This is a genomic window from Streptomyces griseocarneus (assembly GCF_014655595.1).
Classification (GTDB): domain Bacteria; phylum Actinomycetota; class Actinomycetes; order Streptomycetales; family Streptomycetaceae; genus Streptomyces; species Streptomyces griseocarneus.
This window is the reverse complement of record NZ_BNBL01000009.1, coordinates 259,307-284,428: the sequence shown is the minus strand read 5'-3', so window position 1 is coordinate 284,428 and position 25,122 is coordinate 259,307. Positions and strand designations below refer to the sequence as shown.

23 protein-coding genes, 1 pseudogene and 1 riboswitch are annotated in these 25,122 nt (G+C 74.4%); of the genes and pseudogenes, 10 read left to right on the top strand and 14 right to left on the bottom strand.

From position 1 onward, the window contains the following. Positions 1 to 93: 93 nt before the first annotated feature. Positions 94 to 156, bottom strand: coding sequence for a trp operon leader peptide (locus tag IE295_RS34480; protein ID WP_224322907.1), 63 nt, complete (start codon positions 154 to 156; stop codon positions 94 to 96). Positions 157 to 292: 136 nt separating this feature from the next. On the opposite strand from IE295_RS34480, the gene IE295_RS23300 reads away from it, so the two are divergent. After that, positions 293 to 1,642: a class II 3-deoxy-7-phosphoheptulonate synthase gene (locus IE295_RS23300; RefSeq protein WP_190065671.1), complete on the top strand. Its 1,350-nt coding sequence runs from the start codon at positions 293 to 295 to the stop codon at positions 1,640 to 1,642. A gap of 151 nt (positions 1,643 to 1,793) precedes the next feature. Next, entirely contained in the window at positions 1,794 to 2,057 is a 264-nt protein-coding gene (locus tag IE295_RS23295) for a (2Fe-2S)-binding protein (protein ID WP_190065670.1), read from the top strand. A gap of 14 nt (positions 2,058 to 2,071) precedes the next feature. Here the strand turns inward: IE295_RS23295 and bfr are convergent, their stop codons facing one another. Further along, positions 2,072 to 2,560 carry a bacterioferritin gene (gene bfr / locus IE295_RS23290; RefSeq protein WP_190065669.1) on the bottom strand — a complete coding sequence of 163 codons (489 nt, stop codon included), beginning with the start codon at positions 2,558 to 2,560 and terminating at the stop codon, positions 2,072 to 2,074. 149 nt (positions 2,561 to 2,709) lie between these two features. Between bfr and IE295_RS23285 the strand changes: the two genes are divergently transcribed. After that, entirely contained in the window at positions 2,710 to 3,342 is a 633-nt protein-coding gene (locus IE295_RS23285; protein ID WP_190065668.1) for a sulfite oxidase-like oxidoreductase, read from the top strand. Positions 3,343 to 3,354: 12 nt separating this feature from the next. Here IE295_RS23285 and IE295_RS23280 read toward each other — a convergent pair whose 3' ends face one another. From IE295_RS23280 to thiO, 5 genes are all read right to left on the bottom strand, one after another. Further along, positions 3,355 to 4,251 carry a deoxyribonuclease IV gene (locus IE295_RS23280; RefSeq protein WP_190065667.1) on the bottom strand — a complete coding sequence of 299 codons (897 nt, stop codon included), beginning with the start codon at positions 4,249 to 4,251 and terminating at the stop codon, positions 3,355 to 3,357. An 8-nt stretch (positions 4,252 to 4,259) separates the two neighbouring features. After that, entirely contained in the window at positions 4,260 to 6,209 is a 1,950-nt protein-coding gene (gene pknB / locus IE295_RS23275; RefSeq protein WP_190065666.1) for a Stk1 family PASTA domain-containing Ser/Thr kinase, read from the bottom strand. 103 nt (positions 6,210 to 6,312) lie between these two features. Beyond that, positions 6,313 to 7,107, bottom strand: coding sequence for a thiazole synthase (locus tag IE295_RS23270; RefSeq protein WP_190065665.1), 795 nt, complete (start codon positions 7,105 to 7,107; stop codon positions 6,313 to 6,315). A gap of 9 nt (positions 7,108 to 7,116) precedes the next feature. After that, entirely contained in the window at positions 7,117 to 7,341 is a 225-nt protein-coding gene (gene thiS / locus IE295_RS23265) for a sulfur carrier protein ThiS (protein ID WP_190065664.1), read from the bottom strand. Then, positions 7,338 to 8,501, bottom strand: coding sequence for a glycine oxidase ThiO (gene thiO / locus IE295_RS23260; RefSeq protein ID WP_190065663.1), 1,164 nt, complete (start codon positions 8,499 to 8,501; stop codon positions 7,338 to 7,340). Before thiO ends, thiS begins: the two co-directional genes overlap by 4 nt. Then, positions 8,499 to 8,611, bottom strand: a riboswitch (TPP riboswitch). (Overlaps the previous gene by 3 nt.) A gap of 152 nt (positions 8,612 to 8,763) precedes the next feature. Here thiO and IE295_RS23255 point away from each other — a divergent pair. The 5 genes from IE295_RS23255 to IE295_RS23235 all read left to right on the top strand — a co-directional run bounded on the left by IE295_RS23255 (position 8,764) and on the right by IE295_RS23235 (position 13,286). Continuing rightward, complete coding sequence (locus IE295_RS23255; RefSeq protein WP_190065662.1) at positions 8,764 to 9,990, top strand: NAD(P)/FAD-dependent oxidoreductase; 1,227 nt, start codon at positions 8,764 to 8,766, stop codon at positions 9,988 to 9,990. 92 nt (positions 9,991 to 10,082) lie between these two features. After that, a complete protein-coding gene (locus IE295_RS23250; RefSeq protein WP_190065661.1) occupies positions 10,083 to 10,448 on the top strand; it encodes an Rv2175c family DNA-binding protein in 366 nt (121 codons plus the stop codon). 101 nt (positions 10,449 to 10,549) lie between these two features. Beyond that, complete coding sequence (gene thiE, locus IE295_RS23245) at positions 10,550 to 11,206, top strand: thiamine phosphate synthase (protein ID WP_190065660.1); 657 nt, start codon at positions 10,550 to 10,552, stop codon at positions 11,204 to 11,206. 159 nt (positions 11,207 to 11,365) lie between these two features. Further along, entirely contained in the window at positions 11,366 to 12,283 is a 918-nt protein-coding gene (gene metF, locus IE295_RS23240; RefSeq protein WP_190065659.1) for a methylenetetrahydrofolate reductase [NAD(P)H], read from the top strand. A gap of 43 nt (positions 12,284 to 12,326) precedes the next feature. Next, a complete protein-coding gene (locus tag IE295_RS23235) occupies positions 12,327 to 13,286 on the top strand; it encodes a hypothetical protein (RefSeq protein WP_190065658.1) in 960 nt (319 codons plus the stop codon). A gap of 28 nt (positions 13,287 to 13,314) precedes the next feature. Here IE295_RS23235 and IE295_RS23230 read toward each other — a convergent pair whose 3' ends face one another. The 4 genes and pseudogenes from IE295_RS23230 to IE295_RS23215 all read right to left on the bottom strand — a co-directional run bounded on the left by IE295_RS23230 (position 13,315) and on the right by IE295_RS23215 (position 18,675). Next, complete coding sequence (locus IE295_RS23230) at positions 13,315 to 14,820, bottom strand: phytoene desaturase family protein (protein WP_190065657.1); 1,506 nt, start codon at positions 14,818 to 14,820, stop codon at positions 13,315 to 13,317. A gap of 341 nt (positions 14,821 to 15,161) precedes the next feature. Further along, positions 15,162 to 15,773 (bottom strand): TetR/AcrR family transcriptional regulator, encoded by a 612-nt coding sequence (locus IE295_RS23225; protein WP_190065656.1) that lies wholly within the window; start codon positions 15,771 to 15,773, stop codon positions 15,162 to 15,164. 35 nt (positions 15,774 to 15,808) lie between these two features. Then, a pseudogene (locus IE295_RS23220) lies at positions 15,809 to 17,939 on the bottom strand (YhgE/Pip family protein). Continuing rightward, positions 17,911 to 18,675, bottom strand: coding sequence for an ATP-binding cassette domain-containing protein (locus IE295_RS23215; RefSeq protein ID WP_190065655.1), 765 nt, complete (start codon positions 18,673 to 18,675; stop codon positions 17,911 to 17,913). Before IE295_RS23215 ends, IE295_RS23220 begins: the two are co-directional and overlap by 29 nt. 160 nt (positions 18,676 to 18,835) lie before the next feature. Between IE295_RS23215 and IE295_RS23210 the strand changes: the two genes are divergently transcribed. After that, positions 18,836 to 19,591 carry a methyltransferase gene (locus IE295_RS23210; RefSeq protein WP_190065654.1) on the top strand — a complete coding sequence of 252 codons (756 nt, stop codon included), beginning with the start codon at positions 18,836 to 18,838 and terminating at the stop codon, positions 19,589 to 19,591. 237 nt (positions 19,592 to 19,828) lie between these two features. Beyond that, entirely contained in the window at positions 19,829 to 20,221 is a 393-nt protein-coding gene (locus tag IE295_RS23205) for an SCO2097 family morphological protein (protein ID WP_190065653.1), read from the top strand. Between the two features lie 79 nt (positions 20,222 to 20,300). Here the strand turns inward: IE295_RS23205 and IE295_RS23200 are convergent, their stop codons facing one another. From IE295_RS23200 to IE295_RS23190, 3 genes are read right to left on the bottom strand one after another with little or no spacing between them, the layout of a single operon-like run. Next, positions 20,301 to 22,742: a transglutaminase TgpA family protein gene (locus tag IE295_RS23200; RefSeq protein WP_190065652.1), complete on the bottom strand. Its 2,442-nt coding sequence runs from the start codon at positions 22,740 to 22,742 to the stop codon at positions 20,301 to 20,303. Beyond that, positions 22,739 to 24,100, bottom strand: coding sequence for a DUF58 domain-containing protein (locus IE295_RS23195; RefSeq protein WP_190065651.1), 1,362 nt, complete (start codon positions 24,098 to 24,100; stop codon positions 22,739 to 22,741). The genes IE295_RS23200 and IE295_RS23195 overlap by 4 nt, the downstream gene beginning before the upstream one ends. Next, entirely contained in the window at positions 24,100 to 25,098 is a 999-nt protein-coding gene (locus IE295_RS23190) for an AAA family ATPase (protein ID WP_190065650.1), read from the bottom strand. The genes IE295_RS23195 and IE295_RS23190 overlap by 1 nt, the downstream gene beginning before the upstream one ends. Positions 25,099 to 25,122 lie beyond the last annotated feature (24 nt).

The following is a 25,122-nucleotide window of genomic DNA, read 5'->3' as shown; positions in this document are numbered from 1 at the left end:
TGGGAGGAGGAACGGCCCCGGGCCGGCGTCCGGGAAGACGCCGAAGGCCGCCCCTCGGGGCGGCCTTCGCGGTCGGTTCGTGAGTACGCGCGATCAGTGGGCCGCCGGAGGAGCGGTCCACCACCAGTTCTGGTTCTGGTTCGCGAGCACGTACATGCGGCGCACCTTACCCGACGGCCCGGGTCCGCGTCGCGTGACTTTCCGGGGCGTCTTCCCGGGATCCGTCTCAGAATTCGTCTCACAGTCCGGTCCCGCCGCTGGACGCCGTCTTCGACCCCGTAATGTTGAGGTCGTGACCGTGAACGCTGAAATCCACGCCGGTGGCAACACCTGGCGCTCCCTGCCCGCGGCGCAGCAGCCTGACTGGCCGGACCAAGAGGCTCTGCGCGATGTGATCGCCGAGCTCGAGTCCTATCCGCCTCTCGTCTTCGCCGGCGAGTGCGACCAGCTGCGCCAGCGCCTGGGAGCCGTCGCGCGGGGAGAGGCGTTCCTGCTCCAGGGCGGTGACTGCGCGGAGGCCTTCGACGCCGTCGGCGCCGACCAGATCCGCAACAAGCTCAAGACCCTGCTGCAGATGGGCGCGGTGCTGACCTACGCCGGGTCCGTGCCCGTCGTGAAGGTCGGCCGCATCGCCGGCCAGTACAGCAAGCCCCGCTCGAAGCCGACCGAGACCCGCGACGGCGTGACCCTGCCGACCTACCGCGGCGACTCCGTCAACGGCTTCGCCTTCACGCCCGAGGCCCGTACGCCGGACCCGCAGCGGCTGAAGCGGATGTACCAGGCCTCGGCCTCGACGCTGAACCTGGTGCGCGCCTTCACCACGGGTGGCTACGCCGACCTGCGCCAGGTGCACGCCTGGAACCAGGACTTCGTGAAGTCCTCGCCCTCCGGTCAGCGCTACGAGCAGCTGGCCCGCGAGATCGACCGGGCGATGAACTTCATGAACGCCTGCGGGGTGGACCCGGAGGAGTTCAAGACGGTCGAGTTCTACGCCTCCCACGAGGCGCTCGTGCTCGACTACGAGTCCGCGCTGACCCGCGTCGACTCGCGCACCGGGCAGCTGTACGACGTCTCGGGCCACATGGTCTGGATCGGTGAGCGCACCCGGCAGCTGGACGGGGCGCACATCGAGTTCTGCTCGAAGATCCGCAACCCGATCGGGGTGAAGCTCGGGCCGACGACGACGCCCGAGGAGGCGCTGACGCTCATCGAGCGGCTCGACCCCGAGCGCGAGCCCGGCCGGCTGACGTTCATCACCCGGATGGGCGCGGACAAGATCCGCGACAGGCTCCCCACCCTGGTGGAGAAGGTCACCGCCTCCGGCGCCCAGGTGGCGTGGGTCTGCGACCCGATGCACGGCAACACCTTCGAGGCCGCCTCGGGCCACAAGACCCGTCGCTTCGACGACGTCCTGGACGAGGTCAAGGGCTTCTTCGAGGTCCACAAGGGCCTGGGCACCCACCCGGGCGGCATCCACGTGGAGCTGACCGGCGACGACGTCACCGAGTGCGTGGGCGGCGGCGACGAGATCTTCGTCGACGACCTCCACCAGCGCTACGAGACGGCGTGCGACCCGCGCCTGAACCGCAGCCAGTCCCTGGACCTGGCCTTCCTGGTCGCCGAGATGTACCGCGACCAGTAGGCGCGAGCAGTCATAACCGTCGGTGACGACCGTGGGGCGCGGATCTGTGATCCGCCCCCCACGGCGTTGTTATCCGGCCGCCGAGACGGGTAAGGTAAGGGTAACCTTATTGATCAACTCGGCCTCCGGGCCGGCGCAAGGCGGTGACCGCGTGTACGTCTGCTCATGCTTCGGCATCACGGAGCGGCAGGTGCGCGAGCACGCGGACAAGGGTGCGTGCACGCCCCGGCAGATCGCGTCCGCCTGCAAGGCCGGCACCGACTGCGGCGGCTGCGTGCGCCGGATCCAGGCCCTGCTCGGCCGGGGCGCCTGCCCCCGCCGGGAGCTCGCCGACCAGGGGGAGTCCGACGTGCTGGGCGCCGACGTGGCGCTCCTCGCGGCCTCCGCCGGGGCGCAGGCCCCTGCCGCCGCCTAGCCGGCCCTCGCGGGTCAGCCGCTCCCGCCGTTCTCCTGCTCGATGTACTGCGCGAGGTACAGCGCCTCGCCGAGCTTCTCGATCAGCTCCAGCTGGGTGTCCAGGTAGTCGATGTGGTCCTCCTCGTCGGCGAGGATCGCCTCGAAGATGTTGGCCGAGGTGATGTCGCCCTTGGCCCGCATGACCTCCACGCCGCGCCGCAGGCGGTCGATGGCCTCGACCTCGACCTGCCGGTCGGCCTGGAACATCTCGCTGATCGTCTGGCCGATCCGGACGTGGAAGAGCCGCTGGTAGTTGGGCAGCCCCTCCAGGAAGATGATCCGGTCGGTGAGGGTCTCCGCGTGCCGCATCTCGTCGAACGACTCGGCGCGCGTATGCGACGCGATCTTCGTCCACCCGTGGTGCTCCTGCAGCTTCGCGTGCAGGAAGTACTGATTGATGGCGGTCAGCTCGGCAGTCAGCTGTTCATTGAGGAACTCGATGACCTCGGGGTCGCCCTGCATCGCAGAGGCTCCTTCCCAGCAGTTGGCAGGTTGCGCGCATCCTCGCACCGCCCCGGGGGGGCGTCCAGTAAGTGCACACTTAGTGGGAGTTGCCCGGATAACGCAACCCCCGGTCATCAGCACCCCCGAAGGTCTGACACCATTGAGCCATGGGGCCCTCGAAGAACACCGAAAGCCGCAAAGGGGAGAATCTTCAGCTGCCCCCGGGGCAGCGGCTCCAGCGCGGATGGCCGGTGACGCACTACGGCCCGGTGCCGAGGTTCAAGCCGGACCGCTGGGAGTTCCGCGTCTTCGGCGCCACGGCGGGCGGCGACAAGCACCGCTGGAACCACGAGGAGTTCTCCGCGCTTCCGTACACCACGGTGGTGGCGGACCTGCACTGCGTCACGAAGTACAGCATGCTCGGCGCGGAATGGGGAGGGGTCTCCGCCCGTACGATCCTCGAACTCGCCCCGCCAGCGCCCGAGGTCACGCACGTGATGGTGTGGGCGGAGTACGGCTTCAGCTCGAATCTGCGGCTCGCCGACTTCACGGCCGAGAAGACCATGTTCGCCACCCACAAGGACGGCGAGCTCCTCACCGCCGAGCACGGCTTCCCCGTCCGCCTGGTCGTCCCGCACCTCTACGCCTGGAAGGGCCCCAAGTGGGTGCGCGGCGTGGAGTACATGACCGCCGACCGGCGCGGCTTCTGGGAGGAGCGGGGGTACCACAACATCGGCGACCCCTGGAGCGAGCAGCGCTACTCCTACCAGGAGAAGCCGGGCGAGGGCCCGGAGCTCTAGGGCGTCCGCCCGTCAGCCGTCGCGCAGGGCCTTGAGCCGCGCCACGTCCGCGGCGTGCCCCTCCTTGCCGCCGGGCGTCTCGATCGTCAGCGGCACGCCGGCCGTCGCCGCGTGGGCGAACAGCTCGGCGAAGGGCTCGGCGCCGATGTGGCCGGATCCGATGTTCTCGTGCCGGTCCTTGTGCGCGCCGACGACGTCCTTGGAGTCGTTGGCGTGGATCAGCCCCAGCCGGCCCTCGCCCACCACGCCGACCAGCTCGTCGAGGGCCAGCTTCATCCCGCCGGGACCGGCCAGGTCGTGCCCGGCCGCGAAGGCGTGGCAGGTGTCCAGGCAGACGCCGAGCCGGGGGTGGTGCTCCAGCGCGTCGAAGTACGGGCCGAGGTCGTGCACCCAGGAGCACAGCGAGGCGCCCTGACCGGCCGTCGGCTCCAGCAGCAGCCGCGGGTCGTCGTCGTGGGTGAGCTCCTCCAGCAGCGGCAGCAGCCGCTCGTGGACCTGGGCCAGGGCCTCGCGGCGGGGCCGGCCGCCGGTCGCGGAGCCGGTGTGGACCACGACGCCGCGCGCCCCGATCTCCCGGCCCCGGCGCAGCGAGTGCCGCAGGGATTCCACGGACCGCTCGACGGTCGCCTCGGTGTGCGAGCCGAAGTTGATCAGGTAGGGGGCGTGCACGAAGACCGGGATCCCCCCGTCCGCGCAGGCGGCCGCGAACTCCTCGTCCTGCCGGGGGTTGCCGGGCGGGGTCGCCCAGCCGCGCGGGTTGGCGACGAAGACCTGTACGGCCTCGGCGCCCATCTCGCGGGCGTAGGGCAGGCCCACCCGGGCGAGGCCGCCGGCCACCGGGATGTGGCCGCCCACGGGGTTGCGGGCGGGGCCGGGCGGAAGGCCGGTGGTGGTGCTGGTGGTGTTCATGATCCTGTTCAGATGCCGCTCTTCATGCGGATGACGACGGTGTCACCCTTGGCGGCCCGCTCGCCGCCCCGGACCGACTGGCTCTCGACGGAGTCCTTCGGGAAGAAGAACGGCCGCTCCACCTTCACCGCGAAGCCCGCGTCCGTCAGGGCCTTCCGGGCCACCGCCTCACTCTTTCCGGTGACGTCCGGGACCGCGATCATCTCCTTGCCCTTGGAGAGCGTGACGGTCACGGTGTCGCCCTCGGCGGCCTGCGCCCCCTTGGCGGGGGACTGCTGGGCCACGGCGCCCTGGGGCCGGTCGGAGTAGACCTGGTCGTCCGAGATCTTGACCTGCAGGCCGGCGTCGCGCAGCGCCGAGGTGGCCGCCGCCGCGGACTGCCCGGTGACGTCCGGCACGCTGATCTGCCGGCCCTGGCTGACGACGAGCGCCACCGCCGAGTCCGGCCTGAGCTGCGCGCCCGGCTTGGGGTCCGTGGCCAGCACCGAGCCCTTGGGCGTCTCGTCGCTGAACTGCTTGCTCGTCTCGCCGACCGTCAGCCCCTGGCCCTCGATCTTCTTCCGCGCCTGGTCCAGCGGCATGCCGACGACATTGGGCACCTCGGCCTTCTGCGGGCCGCGCGAGACGGTCAGCGTCACCTTGCCGGTGTTGCGGATGCGCTCGCCCGGCTTGGGATCGGTGGCCACGACGTGCCCGCGCTCGACGGTGTCGCTGAACGTCTGCTCGGTGCGCACCCCGAGCCCGGCCGCGTCCAGCTTCTTCTCCGCCTCGGCCTGCGTGAGGTCCAGGACGCCGGGTACGGACGTGAACTGCCCGGAGTTGATGTACCAGACGCCCGTGCCGGCCAGCACGGCCAGCAGGGCGCCCAGCGCGGCGATGATCCAGCGGCGCGGCGGCAGCCGCCGCGCGGCTCCCCGCGGCCCGGGCGGCGGGGCCTGGACCGGCGGCGCGGGGGCGGGCACGGGGAGCTCCAGCCGGGTGGTGTGGTGGAGGCCGTCGTCCTCGCCCTGCGCGGGCACGACCACGCGCGGGATCACGCTCGTACGGTCCTCGGAGCCCACGGCCCGGTCGGCGGGCGCGGCGCCCGGCGGCTCGGCGTCCAGCTGCTCGTCGGTCAGCGCGGCGCGGGCCTCGCGGAGCATCGCCAGCAGCTCGACCGCGTCGGCCGGGCGCAGTGCGGCGTCCCGGGCGGTGGCGGCGGCCACCAGCGCGTCCAGTGCCGGCGCGAGGCCGGGCACCGCGGCGGACGGCGGCGGCACGTCCTCGTGGAGGTGCTGGTAGAGGACCTGGGCGGCGGTGCCGCCGGTGTGCGGCTTGGCGCTGGTGAGCATCTCGTAGAGGACGACGCCGCAGGCGTAGACGTCGGCCCGGGTGTCGGCCGTGCCGTACTCGATCTGCTCGGGGGCGAGGTAGGAGACCGTGCCCAGCACCGAGCCGGTGCTGGCGGTGGTGTTGGTGTCCACCGCCCGGACGAGACCGAAGTCGGCGACCTTGACCCGGCCGTCGTCGCCGATGAGGACGTTCTCCGGCTTCATGTCGCGGTGCACCAGCCCCGCGACGTGGGCCGCGCCCAGCGCGGCCAGGATCGGCTCGGCGATGTCGAGCGCGGCGCGCGGACGCAGGGCCCCGCGGTCGCGCAGCACGTCGCGCAGCGTGCAGCCGGCGACGTACTCCATCGCGAGGTAGACGTACGGGCCGTCCGTCCCCTGGTCGAAGACGCTCACCACGTTGGCGTGGTCGAGCCGGGCCACGGACTTGGCCTCGCGGATGAAGCGGTCCACGAAGGCCCGGTCGGCGGCGAGGGAGGGGTGCATCACCTTGAGCGCGAGCACCCGGTCGAGCCGGGTGTCCAGGGCCCGGTAGACCGTGGCCATGCCGCCCACGGCGACCCGCGCCTCGACGCGGTAACGGCCGTCGAGCAGGTGATCGACGAGAGGGTCCGGCAGGGTCGTATCCACGGCACACGAGTCTACGAGTCGTGAGGCGCGGCCCGGACGGCGCGCGCCCCGCTCACGTCTTCTATAGCCGAACAGTGACAGGAACGGCTGGTCGGAAGGCTTCTCAGAACGCCGGCCGCTCCGGGTCCAACGCGGCCAGACCCTCCGTGGGAGACGAGGCCTCGGCGAAGTGGCGGCGGGGGATCCGCCCGGCCCGGTGGGCCAGCCGCCCGGCCTCCACCGCGTGCCGCATCGCCTCCGCCATCAGCACCGGCTCCTGCGCGCGGGTGACGGCCGAGGCCAGCATCACCGCCGCGCAGCCCAGCTCCATGGCGAGCGCGGCGTCCGAGGCGGTGCCCGCGCCGGCGTCCAGGATCACCGGCACCCCCGCCCGCTCGGTGATCAGCTGGAAGTTGTGCGGATTGCGGATGCCCAGGCCCGAGCCGATGGGCGCGCCCAGCGGCATGATGGCCGCGCAGCCCACGTCCTCGAGCTTGCGGGCCAGGACCGGGTCGTCGTTGGTGTACGGCAGCACGGTGAAGCCGTCGTCGACGAGGATCTCGGCGGCGTCCAGCAGCTCGATCGGGTCGGGCAGCAGGGTGCGCTCGTCGGCGATCACCTCGAGCTTGACCCAGTCCGTGCCGAGCGCCTCACGGGCCAGCCGGGCGGTGAGGACCGCCTCGCCGGCGGTGAAGCAGCCCGCGGTGTTCGGCAGCACCCGGATGCCGTGCTTCTCCAGGACCGAGAGCACGGAGCCGCGCACGGTCGCGTCGAGGCGGCGCATGGCGACCGTCGTCAGCTCGGTGCCGGAGGCGATCAGGGCGCGCTCGAGCACGTCGAGGCTGGGGGCGCCGCCCGTGCCCATGATCAGCCGGGAGGTGAAGGGGGTGTCCGCGATGGTGAGCAGGTCGTCGGCCATCTGTGCTGATCAGCCTCCCTGGACCGCGGTGAGGACCTCGACCCGGTCGCCGGCGGCGAGCGGGGTGTGCGGCCACCGGCCGCGGGGGACGACGGCCTCGTTGACCGCCGCGGCGACTCCGCCGTGCGCGGTGGTGAGACTCGCCACGAGCCCGTCGAGGGTCGTCCCGGCGGGGACGTCGCGGTGCTCGCCGTTGACGCTGATGGTGTGGGTGGTGACGTCGCTGCCGGTCATGCGGGCTGCTCCTGAAGTGCGGGGACGAAGCGTCGGGGGGAGAAGGGGCGGGCCTCCTCGGGCAGCCGCCCGGTGGTCAGCACCTCGGCCATCACGTCGCCGGTGACCGGGGTGAGCAGCACGCCGTTGCGGTGGTGCCCCGTGGCCACGAGCAGCCCCGGCAGGGCGGTCGGGCCGAGCAGCGGGGCGTTGTCGGGCGAGCCGGGCCGCAGCCCCGCGAGGGTCTCCACCAGCGGCAGCTCGGTGATGCCGGGCACGAGCTCGTGGGCGTCGCGCAGCAGCTCGTAGACGCCGCCGGCGGTGACGGTGGTGTCCCAGCCGAGCTCCTCGCTGGTGGCGCCGACGACCAGCTCGCCGTTCTCGCGCGGCACCAGGTACACCGGGCCGCCGCGCACCACCGCCCGTACGGTGCGGGAGAGGAAGGGCCGGTAGGCGTCCGGGACGCGCAGCCGCAGCACCTGGCCCTTGACCGGGCGGACCGGGGGCAGCACCTCCTCGGGCAGCCCCGCCAGGCGGCCGCTGAGGCTGCCCGCCGCCAGTACGGTCTGGCCGGCGGCCAGGCGGGTGCCGTCGGCGAGTTCGGCGCCGGCCGCGCGGTCGCCGGCGAGCAGCGCCCGCACGGCCTCGTGGCGGTGGAAGACCACGCCGGCCCGCTCACAGGCCGTCAGCAGCGCCCGCGACAGCCGCCGGGGGTCGGTCTGGTGGTCGCCGTCCACCCGCAGTCCGCCGCGCACGCCGGGCGCCAGCATCGGCTCCAGGCGGCGGCATTCGCGCCCGGACAGCCACTGCGAGTCCAGGCCGGAGCGCCGCTGCAGGTCGTGCAGCTCCCGCAGGTGCTCCCGGTCGTCGGCGTCGAGGGCGACGGCGAGCGTGCCGCAGGCGCGGTAGCCGGTCTCCACGCCGCTGGCCTCCTCCAGCTCGGCCGTGAACGCCGGATAGCGCCGGGCGGAGGCGAGGTTGAGGGCGAGCAGGGTCTGCTCGCCGTAGTGCAGTTCGGTGACGGCGGCCAGCATCCCGGCCGCCACCTGGGCCGCGCCCCGGCCGGGCGCCGGGTCGGCGACCGCCACGCGCAGCCCGCGCTGGGCGGCGCGCCAGGCCGTGACCAGGCCGATGACGCCGCCGCCGATGACCAGAACGTCACAGGTGTGCCGCGCGTGCATGGGCTTCCAGCCCCTCCCTTCGCCGGCATGACCCGGATCAGGTTCGTACGGTCGGAGGCCGTCCAGCCTCCCTCTCAGCCCGGTGCGTCCGGGCTCCCGCGAGTGCTTGCAGCGGCCACAGTAGTACGCGCCGAGGAGGGGCCGGAAGGGCGGCCCACGCGTAGTTCGTGGCGATCGGCCCCCCAAACATCGTGACGCTGTGTCAGAGGTCTCGTCACCGGTTGCCCCGACGGACGCAGGTCGCCGCCCTACAGTTGATCGGGTGAGCGAGCAGACGAACACCTCCAGTGACCGGCGCGTCGTCATCGTCGGCGCGGGCATGGCCGGCGTGCAGACCGCCGTCGCCCTGCGCGAGCAGGGCTGGAAGGGCGCGATCTCCCTGCTGGGCGCCGAGCCCCACCCGCCCTACGACCGCCCCCCGCTGTCCAAGGCCGTCCTCCTCGGCAAGGCCGAGGGATCCGCCTTCGAGGTGGACTTCGGCTCGCTCGGCATCGACCTCGAGCTCGGCCGGGAGGCCACCGGCCTGCGCGCCGACGAGCACGTCCTGGAGACCGACCGGGGTCCGGTGCCCTACGACGTGCTGGTCGTCGCCACCGGCGCCGAGCCCATCACCCTGCCCGGCGGCGCCGGCGCGCCCGGCGTCCACGTCCTGCGCACCCTCGACGACGTCGAGGGGCTGCGCCCGGTGCTCGCCGCCCAGCACGACGTCGTCGCGGTCGGGGCCGGCTGGATCGGCGCCGAGTTCGCGACCGCCGCGCTCGAGGCGGGATGCCGGGTGACCGTGGTCGAGGCCGCGGACCGGCCGCTGGCGGGCGCCATGCCGCCCGAGGTCGCCGCCCACATGGCCGAGTGGTACGCCCACAGCGGAGCCCGCCTGGTGACCGGCGCCCGGGTGGCGGCGGTGGAGGAGGGCGCGGTCGTCCTCGACGACGGCAGCCGCCTGCCGGCCGGTGCGGTGGTCGTCGGCATCGGGGCCCGGCCCGCCACGGCCTGGCTGGCCGGCTCCGGCATCGAGCTCGCCGAGGACCGTTCCGTCGCCACGGACGACCGGCTGCGCACCTCGCTGCCGGACGTCTACGCGGTCGGCGACTGCGCGTCCTTCCCCTCCGCCCGCTACGGCGAGCGGCTGCTGGTCCACCACTGGGACAACGCCCTGCAGGGCCCCCGGACCGTCGCGGGGAACATCGTCCACGGCCCGGCCGAGGGGCCGGTGTACGACCCGGTGCCGTACTTCTGGTCCGAGCAGTTCGGGCGGTTCGTGCAGTACGCCGGGCACCACGCGCGCGCCGACGAGCTCGTCTGGCGCGGCGACCCGGCCGGCGCCGCCTGGTCGGTGTGCTGGCTGCGCTCGGGCGTCCTGGTGGCGCTGCTGGCCGTCGGGCGCCCGCGCGACCTGGCGCAGGGCCGCAAGCTCATCGAGCAGGGGGCGGTGCTGGACCGGTCGAAGGCCGCCGACGCGTCCGTCCCGCTGAAGTCCGCGGTGCTCTGAGGGGCCGGTGGGGTGACCTCGGGGCCGGTTCCGGGACCGGCTCGGGTCAACCCGGCTACCGACTGTCAGTCCAGGATGGCAGGCTTGTCCCCGTGACCGAGATTGACGCAAAGATCGATGCTCTCGTCCCCGCCTGGCTCAACCTCCCCGACATCGCCGAAAAGCTCGATGTCGAGGTGACGCGCGTCCGGCAGCTGGTCAAGGAGGGCCAGCTGATCGCCGTACGCCGTGGCGAGAACCGAGTGCTCATGGTGCCCGCCGACTTCATCGGCGAGGGCAAGGTGGTCAAGGGCCTGGCCGGGACCTTGACGCTGCTGCGGGACGACGGCTTCAGCGACGAGGAAATGCTGGAGTGGCTCTTCACCCCCGACCCGACCCTGCCCGGCACCCCCGCGCAGGCGCTGCGCGAGAATCGCGGCACGGAGGTGAAGCGCCGCGCCCAGGCGCTCGCCGTCTGACGCGCCCGCAGGCGCCGTAGACGCGAAGTGAAAACCGTCCGGCGTACGGGCACGGGGAGCATCCCGTGCCCGTACGCCGCCGACCCGGGGGGACCCACCACATGTCCGTCACCGCACGCGAGCGGCTCGCCGACGCCCGGCTGTACCTGTGCACCGACGCCCGCAAGCGCCAGGGCGACCTGCCGGAGTTCCTGGACGCCGTGCTCGGTGACGGAGGCGTCGACATCGTCCAGCTGCGCGACAAGGGCATGGAGGCGGGGGAGGAGCTGGAGCACCTCGCCGTGTTCGCCGAGGCCGCCCGCCGCCACGGCCGGCTCCTCGCGGTCAACGACCGCGCCGACGTCGCGCACGCCATCGGCTCCGACGTGCTCCACCTGGGCCAGGGCGACCTGCCCGTGCCCGCCGCCCGCGCGATCCTCGGCGAGGACGTGCTGATCGGCCGCTCCACGCACGCCGAGGCCGAGGTCGACGCCGCCGTCGCCGAGCCCGGCGTGGACTATTTCTGCACCGGCCCCTGCTGGCCGACCCCCACCAAGCCCGGCCGCCACGCCCCGGGCCTGGACCTGGTGCGCTACGCCGCGGCGCTCGAGCCCGTACGGCCCTGGTTCGCCATCGGCGGGATCGACGAGGGCAACGTCGACGAGGTGCTCGCCGCGGGCGCCCGGCGGATCGTGGTGGTGCGCGCGATCACCGAGGCCGACGACCCGGGCGCGGCCGCCGCGCGGCTGGCCGAGCGGATACGCGCCCACGAGGCATAGCCCCGCCCCCGGCTCCGGGCTGTCGGTGCCCCCGCGCAAGGGGCCCGTGAGATGCCAGGTGTCCAAGGAGTGGGACGGTCGGTGGACGGTTGCCCCGCGAACAGGACATTTCGCTGATCCGGTTGGGGGGTCCACGGACCCGCTGGTTAACTTGCCGGTATGGCCCTTGGCACTGCCTCCACCAGGACGGACCACGCGCGCACCGTGCGGGATCTGCTCGCCTCAGGCGAGCGGTCGTACTCCTTCGAGTTCGCAGCCCCGAGGACGGAGAAGGGCGAACGGACGCTGTGGAACGCCATCCGGCGGATCGAAGCCGTCGGACCGACCTTCGTCTCGGTGACCTACGGCGCCGGCGGCTCCTCCCGTGAGGGCACCGTCCGGGCGACCGAGCGCATCGCGACCGACACCACCCTGACCCCCGTGGCCCACCTCACCGCGGTCAACCACTCCGTGGCCGAGCTGCGCAACATCATCGGCCAGTACGCCGACGTGGGCATCCGCAACATGCTGGCCCTGCGCGGCGACCCGCCCGGCGACCCCATGGGCGAGTGGGTGCACCACCCGGAGGGCGTGCGCTACGCCGCCGACCTGGTGCGGCTCATCAAGGAGTCGGGCGACTTCTGCGTGGGCGTCGCGGCCTTCCCGGAGATGCATCCGCGCTCCACCGACTGGGAGACCGATATCGGGCACTTCGTCGACAAGTGCCGGGCGGGTGCGGATTTCGCCATCACCCAGATGTTCTTCTACCCCGAGGACTATCTCCGGCTCCGCGATCGGGTCGCGGCAGCGGGTTGCCAAACTCCGATCATTCCGGAAATCATGCCGGTCACCAACGTGCGCCAGATCGAACGATTCGCGCAGCTCAGTAATGCGGCCTTCCCGCCGGACCTCGCGGAGCGGATCCTCGCGGTGAAGGACGATGCGGCCGCTGTACGCTCGATCGGAATCGAGTACGCGACGGACCTGTGTGCCCGGTTGATGGCCGAGGAGATCCCCGGGTTGCACTTCATTACCCTGAACCACTCAACGGCCACGTTGGAAATCTACGAGAACCTGGGGCTGCACCAGCGGTCCTGACACGGCCGGCCGGCGGACGGGCGGTCGCACGAGAGGGGCGTTAATGGGCTGGACGGTCCTCTACATCGCGTTCGGTGTCGTCGCGCTCTGGCTGCTCGGCGAGGTGCTGCTGCAGTACAAGGCGCGGCTGCGCTGGCGGCTCCTCGCCTTCGTCGGCTTCCTCGGGGTCGTCGCCGGAGTGGCCGTACCGTCCGTGGCGGTCATCGTCGTGGGCGCCCTCGCCTTCGGCGTCGGCCAGACCTTCGTGACCCTCTCCTTCCGCCGCGGCTTCTCCATGGGCTGGGCGCTGCGCCGCAAGGAGGAGGACGCCGGCCCCGGGAGCGCGCCGAAGGGCAAGGACGCACCGAGGGGCAGGGGCAAGGGCCGGGCCGCGGCCGAGAACCGGCCCGGATCCGGCCGCCGCCGCAAGGGTCCCGCGCCCGCCCCCGCGCCCGCCGCCACCGACACCGACGGCCCGTCCTCGGGCCCCGACGCGCCCCCGCCCGCCCCGAGCCTGGACGCCGCCGCCACCGAGCTCATGCCCGCCGTGCCCCAGCAGCCCACGGCCGAGCAGCCCCACCCCGGTGGCTACGACCCCTCCGGCAGCGCCGACGACAACGTCTTCGGGCACACCGACGGCTACGACGGCCAGGCCGCCGCCCCCGGCGCCCCGGCCCAGGGCGGCTACGCCGGCCAGTACGACTACGGCCAGGGGCAGTACGCCTCGTACTCCGACCCGTACATCGGCAACCGCCCGCCGTCCTACGAGCAGTACGACGTGTACGGCCAGCAGCAGCCGTACCCGCAGCAGACCTATCCGCAGCAGCAGTACGGCGGCGGGACCCCCGCCTCCGGGGTGTACACGCCGCAGTACGACTTCGACACCCCGCCCGGCGGCGTCTGGGTGCCGCAGCAGCGCGACAACGACACCCCGCCCTCCGGGCAGGGCGGTCAGCAGCAGCCGTACCCGCCGCAGCAGGCGCCCGGCCACGGCTACGACGAACAACAGCACTACCGCTACTGACCCCCGGCGCGGGGACGCCGCGGGCGGCCTACTGCGAGCCGCGCCAGTCCGCCCCGTCCACGATCAGCCCGGCGACCAGCGCACCGGACATGCCGGCGTGCGCCAGCCCGCCGCCGGGGTGGGCGAAGCCGCCCGCCAGATACAGGCCGGGCAGGCCGGTGAGGTTGCCGGGGTGCAGGAACGCGCCCTCCGTGCCGGCCAGCGCCGGCGCGGGCACGCCGCCGCCCTCGGCTCCGGTCGCCGCCCGGGTGTCGGCCGGGGTGCGCACCTCGTGCCACATCAGCCGCTCGCGCAGGTTCGGCACGGCGGCCTCGGCCGCCCGGATCACCCGCTCGGCGAAGCCGGCGGACGCCCCGGGCGCGGACCAGTCCACCCGGCCGTGCGGGGCGACCGTCGCGGTGAGCGTCACCGCCTCGTGGTCGTCGCCCGGGCGCGTGGTGGGGTCGTCGGGCCGCAGCACCGTCACCGTCGGCCCGTAGCCGGTCCCGCCGCGCTCGCCGAAGACGGCGTCCAACTCGGCGCCGCGGTCGGCCGCGTGGACCACCGTGCGGTGCGCGGTGCCCTGCGGCCGGGCGCCGGAGAGCGCCAGGAACACGCCGAACCTGCCGGGCGGCGGGACGGGGGCCGCCGACGGCCGCCCCTCCGCGCCCGGTGCGATGGCCGCCAGCCGGCCGGGCGACACCGCGGCCACCACCATGTCGGCCTCGGCCACGCCGCCGTCGGCCAGGCGCACCCCGGCCGCCCGGCCGTCCTTCTCCACCAGGCCCACGACCTCGGCGCCGAAGGAGAACTCCACGCGCCGCGCCAGGCACCGCTCGTACAGGGCGTCGGCCAGCCCGCGCAGGCCGCCGCGCACGTACCAGCTGCCGAAGGTCTGCTCCATGTACGGCAGCACGGTCGCGCTCGCGGGGGCGCGGCGGGGATCGAGGCCGTACGCGAGGGCGTGGCTCTCGAGCAGGCCGACGAGGCGGGGGTCCTTCAACTCCCGCTCGGCGACGGACGCCAGGGTGGCGGGCGCCGGCCGCCGGAAGAGGCCGCGCCGGCGCACGGCCGGGTAGGGGTCCTGGCACAGGGCCGCGGCGCGCTCCGCGCGCAGCGGCTCCTCCAGCAGCGGGCGCCGCGTGGCGTCCCAGACCTCGCGCGCCCGGTTGACCAGATCGCTCCAGCGCTCGCCCGCGCCCGGGCCCACCGCCGCGTCCAGGGCGGCCACGACGCCGGCCCGCGAGGCGTTGGGCAGGACGACGTCGGTGCCGTCGGGGAAGACGTGCCGGCTCGCCGGGTCGACCTGGACCAGCTCCAGGCACTGCTCGAGCGATTCCTTGCCGGTCTTGACGAACAGGTCGCGGTAGACGGCGGGCAGGTGCAGCAGCCCCGGGCCGGTGTCGAAGACGAACCCGTCCCGCTCCAGCCGCCCGACGCCACCGCCGTGGGTTGGTCCCTGTTCGTACACCGCCACCCGGTGGCCCGCGACGGCCAGCCGGGCAGCGGTGGCCATCGCGCCCATCCCGGCGCCGATCACCGCAATCCGTGCCATGCGCCGACTGTATCCGCACCCCGGCGCCCGGCCCGCAACGCGGCCCCGCACCCGTTCGCGCCCGGTGCCGGGGGCTCACGTCTGAGTACGCGTACCTAGGCGGGGAGATGAGTACCCGCGCGGATGGGCCGGACCCCGCCGGCGGGGGAGAGTAGGGGGCACGGAAGGGACGCCCGGGCCGGCACCGCCGACACGGGGCGGCGGAACGGCGCGGCGGCCCTGCCGTACGGGGGGGCACGGGAGCCCCATGGGGGCTCTGGGGGGAGTCACGGGGGAACGCTGTCCCGGTGCGGATCGAGGGGGATCGGTCCGCACCGGGACGGCGCACGTCCGCCGGCCCGTCAGCGGCCGCCGCTCACCCGCCCCTGCAGCAGCCGCGACAGCGCGGAGTGCACCTCGTCGATGGATCGCTCCGGCTGGAACGACTGCCAGTCCAGCGCCGCCACCAGCACCATCCCGAACAGTGCGGACGCCGTCAGCGGCACGTCGATCTCCTCGCTCAGCTCGCCCTCCGCGACCGCCTCGCGCAGCACCGACTCGATCACCGCTATCGCGCGTCGGCGGACCTGCATCAGCGTCGACTGCCAGGCCCGGTTGGTGCGCCACAGCTCGGCGACGTAGAGCTGCATGAGCGCCGGGTAGCGCGTGATGAAGTCGAGCCCGGCCCGGATCATCGCGTCGAGCGCGTCAACCCGGCTGCCCCCGCGTTCGGCGGTCTCGTCGGCGGCCGCCTGCAGGGAGTCCGTCAGCAGCTCGATGCCGTGCCGCAGCAGCTCCTCGAAGAGCACGGTCTTGCTGGCGAAGTTGTAGTAGACCGTGCCCTTCGCCACTCCGGCGCGCTCGGCGATCTCGTCCACCGTGGTGGAGGAGAAGCCCTGCTCGGCGATGAGGGTGACCGCCGCCTCGAAGAGTCTGCGCCGGGTGTTCTGGCGGCGTGTACTGCTGCTGTCCATGAGAGTGATTCTCCCTGTACGCGCGGTGTCCGCGCTCACAGACTCAGCTCCGGGTGCAGCCGGTCCACGGACCACACCTGCTTGCCGCGCGCCGACCAGGCGGTCAGCGCGAGGGCGCAGGCGGTGAACGCCGCCAGCACCCCGCACGCCTGCCACACCGGCGCGAGGGAGCCGCCGCTGATCAGGTGGCGCAGCCCCTCGACCACGTAACTCATCGGCAGGAAGGGGTGGACGGCGTTGAAGAAGCCGGGGCTGGTCTGGACGGGATAGGTGCCGCCCGCCGAGGTCAGCTGCAGCATCAGCAGCGCGAGGACGAGGATGCGGCCGGCCGGTCCGAAGCGGGCGCCCAGCCACTGCACGATGGCGGCGAAGCACGCCGTGACCAGGGCGAGGAAGGCGACCGTGCCCCCGGCGTGGGCCATCCGCAGCCCCAGCCCCCGGTGCAGGACGGCCAGCAGCGCGCCCGTCTGCAGCACGCCGACGGCGACCACCGGCAGCCAGCCCGCCAGCGCGATCCGCCAGGCGGCGGCGCCGGCCGCCAGGGCCCGCCGGTTGAGGGGCGGGATCAGCATGTAGGCGACCATCGCGCCGACCCACAGCGACAGGGGGATGAAGTACGGGGCGAATCCGGTGCCGTAGTTGGGCGCTTCGTGCAGCGCCCGGCCGGCCAGCCGCACGGGGTCGGCCATCACCTCGGTCTTCGCGTCGCGGTCCTTCTTGTCGTAGTCGGGTATCCGGGCGGCGCCGTCGCGCAGCCCTCCGGCGAGTTGTGAGGAGCCGTCGGACAGCTTGACCATGCCGCCCTGGAGCGTGCCCGCGCCCTCGCGCAGCTTTCCGATGCCGCCGTCGAGCTCGGTGGCCCCCTTCTCGGCGGTGCCGAGCCCGCTGTTCAGCTTCCCCGCGCCGGTGTGGATCCGGCCGGCGCCGTCGGCGACCTTGTGGGCGCCTTCGTTGAGGGTGTTGACGTTGCGCACCGCGCCGTCGATGTCCCGGGCGAGGTTCGGGGCCTCCTTGGCGAGCCGCAGCGCGTAGGTGCGCAGGGTGTCCAGCTCGCCGGGGAGCCGGTCGAGTTCGCCGTTCCTGTTCTGCACGAGCGTGTCGAGCTTCGCGGCGCCGGCCGCCGACCGGGTGGCGGCGAAGACGGCCTTCTTCAGCTCGGGGCAGTAGGCGGCGGCCCCCTGGGGCGGGCACTGCGTGGTGTACGCCGCGGAGAGGGCGGCCGCGCTCTTGCGGCTGCCCTCGGCGAGCGCCGCGGTGGTCGCGGCGGACGGCAGGTCGTCCAGGTGGTCGCGCAGGAGCTTCGCCTGCCCGGCGACGAAGCGGGCGGTCGCCCCGATCTCCTTGGCGTGCCCCTTGACGAAGGCCCCTTCGTCGCGGGCGGCGGCGTTGACCTTGTCCGCCAGCTGCTGGGTGCCGGCCGCGACCTTCCCCGCGCCGGTGGCCAGCTCCCGGGACGTGGTGTCGAGGGTGCCCGCGCCGGTGTGGAGTTCGCCGACGCCGTCCTCGAGGGTGCCGCTGCCCCCGCTTCGCCCGGGCCAGCCCGTCCTTGAGGTCGCCGGCGCCCTTGCCCGCCCTGCCGATGCCGTCCTGGAGCCGCCCGGCGCCCTCGGCGGCCTCGCGGGTCCTGCCGTGGAGCTCGGAGAAGGAGACGAAGATCTTGTCGTAGAAGGAGCGGGAGGCCTTGCGGGAGGCGGCCGCGCGGACCTCGGAGAAGACCGTGCGGGAGATCTGGCCGACGATGTAGTTGTTGGCGTCGTTCGTCCGGACCCGCAGCGCGCCGGCCGCGGGGGAGTCGCCGGACGCGGAGGCGACGCGTTCGCTGAAGTCGGCGGGGATGGTCAGCGAGAGGTAGTACCTGCCCCGCTCGACGCCCGTGCGGGCCTCGTCGGCGCCCGTCTCGTGCCACTGGAACGACTTGCTCTCCCGCAGGCCCGCCACGATCGAGTCGCCCGCCGCGATCCGGTGTCCGTCCACGGTGGCGCCCCGGTCGGCGTTGACCAGCGCCACGGGCACCTTGTCCAGGCGCCCGTACGGATCCCAGAACGACCACAGGTACAGGGCGCCGTAGAGCAGCGGCAGCAGCAGGAGCGCGACGAGCGCGGCCCGGGGGAGACGGCCCCTGCCGAAGCGCCTGAGCTCAAGCGCGGCCAGTTTCGGCGAGCGCACCGTCGACTCCCTTCTCCTGGTCCTTCTCGCGGTCCTTCGCCTGGTCGCGCAGGGAGACGACGACCGCCCCCTCGGGAGGTTCGGCGCACACCGCGAGCACGGTCGGGCCGGCGGCGGCGAGCGAGCGCAACAGGGCCCACACCTCCTCGCGTTCGGCGGACGAGAGCTTGAGGTCGGCGTCGTCCACGGCGATCAGGCGCGGCCGGCCGGCGATCGCGAGGGCGAGCGAGAGCCGCAGCGCCTCCACCCGGCCGAGGTCGCGGACGGCCGTGGCGGCTCCCCTGGGCAGGGCCGGCACGTCGAGCCCGGCGGCGGCGAGCGCCGCCTCGCCGTGCGCCCGCCCGGCCTCCGCGCGGGCGCCCCGGCGGAGCGGGCCGAGCAGCGGGCCGCCGAACCGCCGCAGCAGCAGGGCGCGTTCGCGCAGGTGCTCGGCGACGGTCAGGGCGGGGTCGAGTTCGGTGACGCCGGGGACGTGCGCGAGCGCGCTCAGCCCGCGGACGGCGGACATCTTCCGGGGCAGCGGCAGGCCGGCGACCGTGGCCGTGCCCGAGGAGGGACGCATGCGGCCGGTCAGCGCGAGCAGAAGACAGGTGCGGCCCGAGCCGGACGGGCCCGTGACGGCGACGAGCGAGCCGGGCTCCGCGCTCACGTCCACCGCGCGGAAGGCCCAGCCGCGGGGGCCCTTGACGCCGAAGTCCTCGGCCGTGATCGCGGCTCCGTGCGGGGTGCCGTCCACGCCACCTCCAACGATCTTGGACTGACCGGTCAGTGCAAAAAGTATGGCGGACCCCGGGCCCCGCCCGTCAACCCCGGGCCGGGAAAGCCCATTAGGCTGGGCCCGCCGGCGAAGGTCGCCGGAGACGAGCCGTTCTGCCGCCGCCGAGGAGCCATCCGCCGTGTCAGACCCCCTTCGCCCCCGGGCGTCCCTCCGTACCGCCGTGGTCTGGGAGGTCCTGCGGGACGCCCTGGACCGCCGGGTCAAGGCCGCCGGCCGGGATGCCCTGGAGGTCCTCGACACCGGTGGCGGCTCCGGCAAGTTCGCCGTCCCGCTCGCCCGGCTCGGCCACCGCGTCACCGTCGTCGACCCCAGCCCCAACGCCCTCTTCGCCCTCGAGCGCCGGGCCGCCGAGGCCGGCGTCGCCGACCTCGTGCGCGGCGTCCAGGGCGACGCCCACGGCCTGTTCGACGTCGTCGAGCGCGGCGGCTACGACCTCGTGCTGTGCCACGGCGTGCTGGAGTACGTCGAGGACCCCGCCGAGAGCGTGCGCAACGCCGTCGCCGCGCTGCGCCCGGCCGGCACCCTCAGCCTGCTCGCCGCCGGTCTCGGCGGCGCCGTCCTCGCCCGCGCCCTGGCCGGGCACTTCACCGAGGCCCACCAGGCGCTCACCGACCCGGCCGGCCAGTGGGGAGCGGGCGACGCCCTCGCCCGCCGGTTCACCGCCGACCAGCTCTCCGGCCTGGTGGCCGACGCCGGGCTGGAGGTCTCGGCGGTGCACGGCGTGCGCGTCTTCGCCGACCTGGTGCCCGGTGTGCTCGTCGACGCCGAGCCCGGCGCCATGGACGCGCTCCTGCGCCTCGAGGCCGCCGTGGCCGAGCTGCCCGCCTTCCACTCCGTGGCCACGCAGCTGCACGTCCTGGCCGAGCGGGGCTGATTCCGCGCGGGCGCACACGGGCCGCCCGATCGGCCCGTTCGCCCCGTATGATCGGGGGACACCGTCCGGCATGGCGGATCGGCGAGCAGGGAATGTACGTCCCGACGGCATCGATCGCCACACCGGGGCCGGTGGCCGAATTGGCGCAGAGGGGCGGGTTTCACGGGGGCGATTCCCTGCCTATCCTGAAAGGGTCGCACCCGGTCGCCCCCCGCGACCGACGAGTAGGAGGACTCCGTGCCGCTCTCGGAGCACGAGCAGCGCATGCTCGAGCAGATGGAGCGAGCGCTGTACGCCGAAGATCCCAAGTTCGCGACAGCGCTCGAGGGCAGCGGCCTGCGCACGTACACCCGGCGACGGGTCTACCAGGCGGTCGCGGGTTTTCTGGTGGGCATCGCGCTCCTCATGGCCGGAATGGTCGCCCAGCGGATCTGGATCAGCGTCGCAGGCTTCCTCGTCATGCTGAGCTGCGCCGTGCTCGCGGTGACGGGGTGGCGCAAGGCGCCCAGGCCCGGTGCGCAGCGGAACGCCGGACCGGGCACGCAGCGGCGGCAGGCCGTCCGGCGGCGCGGAATGATGGACCGGATCGAGCAGCGCTGGCAGCGCCGCCGCGACGAACAGGGCCACTGAGCCCGGCAGTCGAGCCGAACGACGAAGCCCCCGGGGGCCAGGACACGATCCTGGCCCCCGGGGGCTTTTCCGCCGTCGCTCAGCCCCGCCGTCCGGTCCCGCGCGGTGCGGCGATCCCGCGCAGCGCGGCGCCGGCGCGGCGCCAGGCCCTCCCCGCGCGCCCGGAGCGCAGCGCGTCGCAGGCCTCCGACCAGCGGCGGCCCGCGGCCCGTACGAGACGGGCGGCGCTGCGTGGCGCCAGCCGCGCCCGCAGCCGGGCTCCGGGCGCGGCCGAGGCGTGCAGACCGGCCCGTACGAGCTCGACGTCACCGGCCAGACCCTCGGCCGGGCGCGGGTGGGGGGCGTACAGCGTCCGCTCCACCGCCGTGGCCACCCGCCCGGCGGCCTCGGCGGCGGGGCCCTGCAGGCGGCCCGTCGCGACGATGCGGTCGGCGGCCATCCTGGGGGTGCGCGAGTCGTCGGGCGGAATGCCGTAGTCCCAGGCGGAGTCGGTCAGCTCGCGCCAGGCCGCCAGCGTGCGGGCCGCCGGCTCACCGGGGGAGCGCGCCCCGCCGAGCCGCCGGGCCCGGGCCCGTATCCGCCACAGCATCGGCAGCAGGGGCAGCGCCAGCGCCGCCAGGGCGGCCAGCGCGAAGCCCGCGACCGTGAGCGGGGAGGTGCTCCCGCCCGTGCCCGCGGAGCTCGCGCGGGAGACGGCCCCGGAGCAGCCGGTGAGCTTGCGCTGCTCCGGCGGGCACGCCGGGTCGGCCGAGGGCGCCGCCGACGGGACGCTCCTGCGGCTGGGCGCCGGCACCGGAGCGCCGGGGTCGGGCACGGTGGGCGCCTGGGCGACCGTGTACCCGGGCTGGGTGCCCCGGCTCGGCGTGGGCTCGAACCGCGTCCACCCGGCGCCCTCGAAGTACAGCTCGGGCCAGGCGTGCGCGTCCTTCGACCCCACCGACATCGACCCGTCCGTCTGCGGGCTGCCCGGCGTGAAGCCGACCGCCACCCGGGCGGGAATGCCCAGCGTCCGTGCCATGGCCGCCATGGAGAAGGAGAAGTGGACGCAGAAGCCGCGCTTCTCCTCGAGGAAGCGGGCTATGGCGTCGTGGCCGTTGCCCGAGCGCACCTCGGTGTCGTAGCGGAAGCCGCCGTTCATTGCGAAGAAGTCCTGGAGCCTGACCGCCTGGTCGTAGGCGTTCGCCGCTCCGGCGGTCACCTCGCGGGCGGTCCGCGCCACCACCGCCGGCACGTTGTCCGGGACCTTGGTGTACTCGCGCAGCAGCGCCTCGGGAGGGGCGGGGGCGGCCGCGAGCTGGGCGGCCGTCGGCTGCACCCGCAGGACGGAGACCTCGTAGCGCAGGCCCCGGGTGGTCTGGCCGTGGTCGCCGACCAGGGTGCGGCCCTCGGGTTCGTAGCGCCACTGGCCCGTGAGCTTGCCGACGCTCTGGGCGGGATAGGGCATCGGCAGGTAGTTCTGGGCGTAGCCGTCGGCGGCCGCCACGGACATCCCGACCGGGTCCGCCCGCACCTCCGGCGCCAGCCCGGTGGGCGCGGGCAGCATCGGCATCGGCACATTGGTGATCCGCCGCTCGGAGGCCCGCCATGACGCCCCGTCGAACTGGTCGAGGGAGACGATCCGCAGGTACAGGTCCTGGCCGCCCTGGGGGGCGACGCGGTAGCGCAGGACCTCGCGGTTCTCCGGCTGGTTGAGGCTGTTCTGCAGCGACACCAGGGGGTTGACCGCCGAGATCGTGCCGCCGGAGCCGCCGGGTCCGTCGCCCCGGCCGCGCGGCTGCAGCAGCCCGCCGCCGATCGACGGCAGCACGGCCGGCGCCACCACCGCGATGCCCAGTACGAGCGCGCCGATGCGGTGACCCGTGCGCAGCGGGCCCGGCCCGCGGCCCGCACCGATCGCGGCCGGGCCGTCCTCGGCGGGCCGCTGCCCGCCGCCGAAGACGCGGCCCCAGCCCGAGAGCCGCTCATGGCCCTCGGCCAGCAGCAGCAGGAGATAGCCCGCCGCGGCCGGCAGGAACCACAGCCAGTCCGAGCCGCCCTTGGCCAGCCCGGCGCCGATCGAGTACAGCGCGAGCAGCGGCAGGCCCGCCGGGGCCGCGCTGCGGTACGTGGCCGCCAGCGCGTCCACGACCAGGCCCACCAGCAGCACCCCGCCCACCAGCAGCAGCCTCAGGGCCAGGGTCGCCGGCGCCGGGATGGCGTACCGCCCGATGTCGTCCAGGCTCTCGCGCAGCAGCTGGTCGAAGGCGTGGAAGACGTCCGGACCCGGCAGCACTCCGCCGACGGCCTGCTCGTGCGCGAAGACCACGGTCAGCAGCAGCAGCGCGGTCACCGCCTGCAGCGCGACGGTCAGGGGCGCGGCCAGCGGCACCCGCCGCGCCACCACGCCGACGGCGCTCTGGATGGTCAGCAGCAGCGCGGCCTGCAGGAGCCAGCTCGTCCGGTCGACCAGCGGCAGCATCGCGCAGGCCGCCCCGAGCGTCGCCAGCGCGCCGCACACCGCCGACCGCACCCGCCCGTTCATGCCCGGCCCCCCGTCGCTCCGCCCGCCGTCCCGCCCGTCGCTCCTCCGGGAGCCGTGTCCGCCCGGGCCTCCGGCGCGCCCGCCAGCCGCCACAGAGCGGGCAGCGTGACGCCGGGGCCCACGGGAAGCGCGGTCCATCCGGCCTCGCGCAGCAGGCGCAGCGGCGCCGCGGCCCCGGCCGCCGCCCGGCGGCCCGCCCACGCGTCGCCGTCCAGGACGAAGGCGACGGCCGTGCCGCCGCGCGGGCGCATCCGGGCGACGACGGCCGCCTGCCGCTCGTCCAGCTCGCCGAGGAAGGCGATCAGCAGCCCCGCGCCCTGGCCGCCGCTCAGCGCGTCGTACGCCGGGGACAGGTCGCTCCCCTCGGAGTGGTCCAGCACGGCCAGGGCGTCCAGCATCGGCCCGGTCGCCTCCGCGGAGCCGGCGTGGCCGGCCGGGCCGTCGGACCCCGGCAGGATGCCGCCGGTGTCGGTCAGCAGCCGCACCGTGAAGCCGCGCCCGAGCAGGTGCAGCGCGGCGGACGCGGCCCCCGAGACCGCCCACTCGAACGGCGAGTCCGGGCCCGCGCCCTCGTAGGCGACGCCCCGGGTGTCCAGCAGCACCGTGCAGTGCGCCCGCCGGGGCTGCTCCTCGCGGCGCACCATCAGCTTGCCGTGGCGCGCCGTGGAGCGCCAGTGCACCCGGCGCAGGTCGTCGCCGTGGCGGTAGCCGCGCGGGATGACGTCGTCCTCGCCGGCCAGGGCGAGCGAGCGCAGGCTGCCGTCGCCGTGGCCCATGGCCTCGCCGCCCAGCCGCAGCGGCGGCAGCGCGTCGACGCGCGGCACGACGGTGAGCACGTCGTACGCGCTGAAGCTCCGGGTCAGCTCGCACATCCCGAACGGGTCGGTCAGCCGCAGCTGCAGCGGTCCCAGCGGATAGCGGCCGCGCAGGGGGGAGCGCACCCGGTAGGACACCTCGCGCCGGCCGCCCGGCTCCATCCGGTCCAGCACGAAGCGCGGGCGCGGGCCCAGGGCGTAGGGCACCCGGTCCTGCAGCATCAGCAGGCCCGAGGGCAGCCGCGAGACGTTGTCCAGGCGCAGGCTCACCCGGGCCTCGCCGAGGGCGGACACCCGCGCGGGCGTCAGCCGTCTGCTGCCCGTGACGCGCTGGCGGGTGCCCTGCAGGACGAGCACGCACACCAGGGGCAGCACGGCCAGTAACAGCCCGACGCGCAGCAGGTCCGCCTGGCCCAGGACGTAGGAGCACGCGGCCGCGGCGACGCCGGCTGCCAGGAACGAGCGGCCCCGGGTGGTCAGCCCGGCGAACGCCGCCCCCAGGCTCCGCAGCCGGCCCGGCCGGGGCGGGGCGCCGGCGGACATCACAGCCGCCGGGCGCCCGGCGGCTGCTGGCCGAACGGGTCGGGCAGCGGCGTGCGCTGCAGGATGTCCAGGACGATCTGCTCGGCCGTGCGCCGGTTCAGCTGGGCCTGCGCGGTCGGCAGCAGCCGGTGCGCGAGCACCGCGGCCGCCAGCGACCGCACGTCGTCGGGCAGGGCGAAGTCGCGCCCCGCGAGGGCGGCCGCGGCCTTCGCCGCCCGCACCAGGTGCAGCGTCGCACGGGGCGACGCGCCGAGTCTGAGCTCCGGGTGGTGACGGGTGGCGGTGACCAGGTCGACCGCGTACCGCCGCACGGAGTCGGCGACGTGCACCGTGCGCACCGCGTCGATCAGCTTGACGATCTCGTGGGCGTGCGCCACCGGCTGCAGGTCGTCCAGCGGGGAGAAGCCGGCGTGCGCGTCCAGCATCCGCAGCTCGGCCTCCGGGCTGGGATAGCCCATCGAGACCCGGGCCATGAAGCGGTCGCGCTGCGCCTCGGGCAGCGGATACGTGCCCTCCATCTCCACGGGGTTCTGCGTGGCCACCACCATGAAGGGGCCGGGCAGCTCGTAGGTGCGCCCGTCGACGGTGACCTGGCGCTCCTCCATCGACTCCAGCAGCGCCGACTGGGTCTTGGGCGAGGCGCGGTTGATCTCGTCGCCGATCACGATCTGCGCGAAGATCGCGCCGGGCTTGAACTCGAACTCCCGGCGCTGCTGGTCGTAGACGCTCACGCCGGTGATGTCGGAGGGCAGCAGGTCCGGGGTGAACTGGATGCGCCGCACCGAGCAGTCCAGGGACCGCGCCAGCGCCTTGGCGAGCATCGTCTTGCCGACCCCGGGCACGTCCTCGATCAGCAGGTGGCCCTCGGCGAGCAGCACGGTCAGCGACAGCCGTACGACCTCCGGCTTGCCCTCGATCACGCTCTCCACCGACCTGCGGACGCGGTCCGCGGTCGTGGTCAGATCGCTCAGGCTCGCTCGCTCGTCATAGGTCGTCACCCGGCCCTCCTCGGCCAATACCGG

Bases quoted from the DNA above. Each gene is read 5' to 3' on its own strand.
- thiE (WP_190065660.1), top strand. From the start codon at position 10,550: ATGTCCGTCACCGCACGCGAGCGGCTCGCCGACGCCCGGCTGTACCTG.
- IE295_RS23200 (WP_190065652.1), bottom strand. From the start codon at position 22,742: ATGAACGGGCGGGTGCGGTCGGCGGTGTGCGGCGCGCTGGCGACGCTC.
- IE295_RS23195 (WP_190065651.1), bottom strand. From the start codon at position 24,100: ATGTCCGCCGGCGCCCCGCCCCGGCCGGGCCGGCTGCGGAGCCTGGGG.
- IE295_RS23235 (WP_190065658.1), top strand. From the start codon at position 12,327: ATGGGCTGGACGGTCCTCTACATCGCGTTCGGTGTCGTCGCGCTCTGG.
- IE295_RS23280 (WP_190065667.1), bottom strand. From the start codon at position 4,251: ATGAACACCACCAGCACCACCACCGGCCTTCCGCCCGGCCCCGCCCGC.
- IE295_RS23270 (WP_190065665.1), bottom strand. From the start codon at position 7,107: ATGGCCGACGACCTGCTCACCATCGCGGACACCCCCTTCACCTCCCGG.
- bfr (WP_190065669.1), bottom strand. From the start codon at position 2,560: ATGCAGGGCGACCCCGAGGTCATCGAGTTCCTCAATGAACAGCTGACT.
- IE295_RS23230 (WP_190065657.1), bottom strand. From the start codon at position 14,820: ATGGCACGGATTGCGGTGATCGGCGCCGGGATGGGCGCGATGGCCACC.
- thiO (WP_190065663.1), bottom strand. From the start codon at position 8,501: ATGCACGCGCGGCACACCTGTGACGTTCTGGTCATCGGCGGCGGCGTC.
- thiS (WP_190065664.1), bottom strand. From the start codon at position 7,341: ATGACCGGCAGCGACGTCACCACCCACACCATCAGCGTCAACGGCGAG.
- metF (WP_190065659.1), top strand. From the start codon at position 11,366: ATGGCCCTTGGCACTGCCTCCACCAGGACGGACCACGCGCGCACCGTG.
- IE295_RS23225 (WP_190065656.1), bottom strand. From the start codon at position 15,773: ATGGACAGCAGCAGTACACGCCGCCAGAACACCCGGCGCAGACTCTTC.
- IE295_RS23285 (WP_190065668.1), top strand. From the start codon at position 2,710: ATGGGGCCCTCGAAGAACACCGAAAGCCGCAAAGGGGAGAATCTTCAG.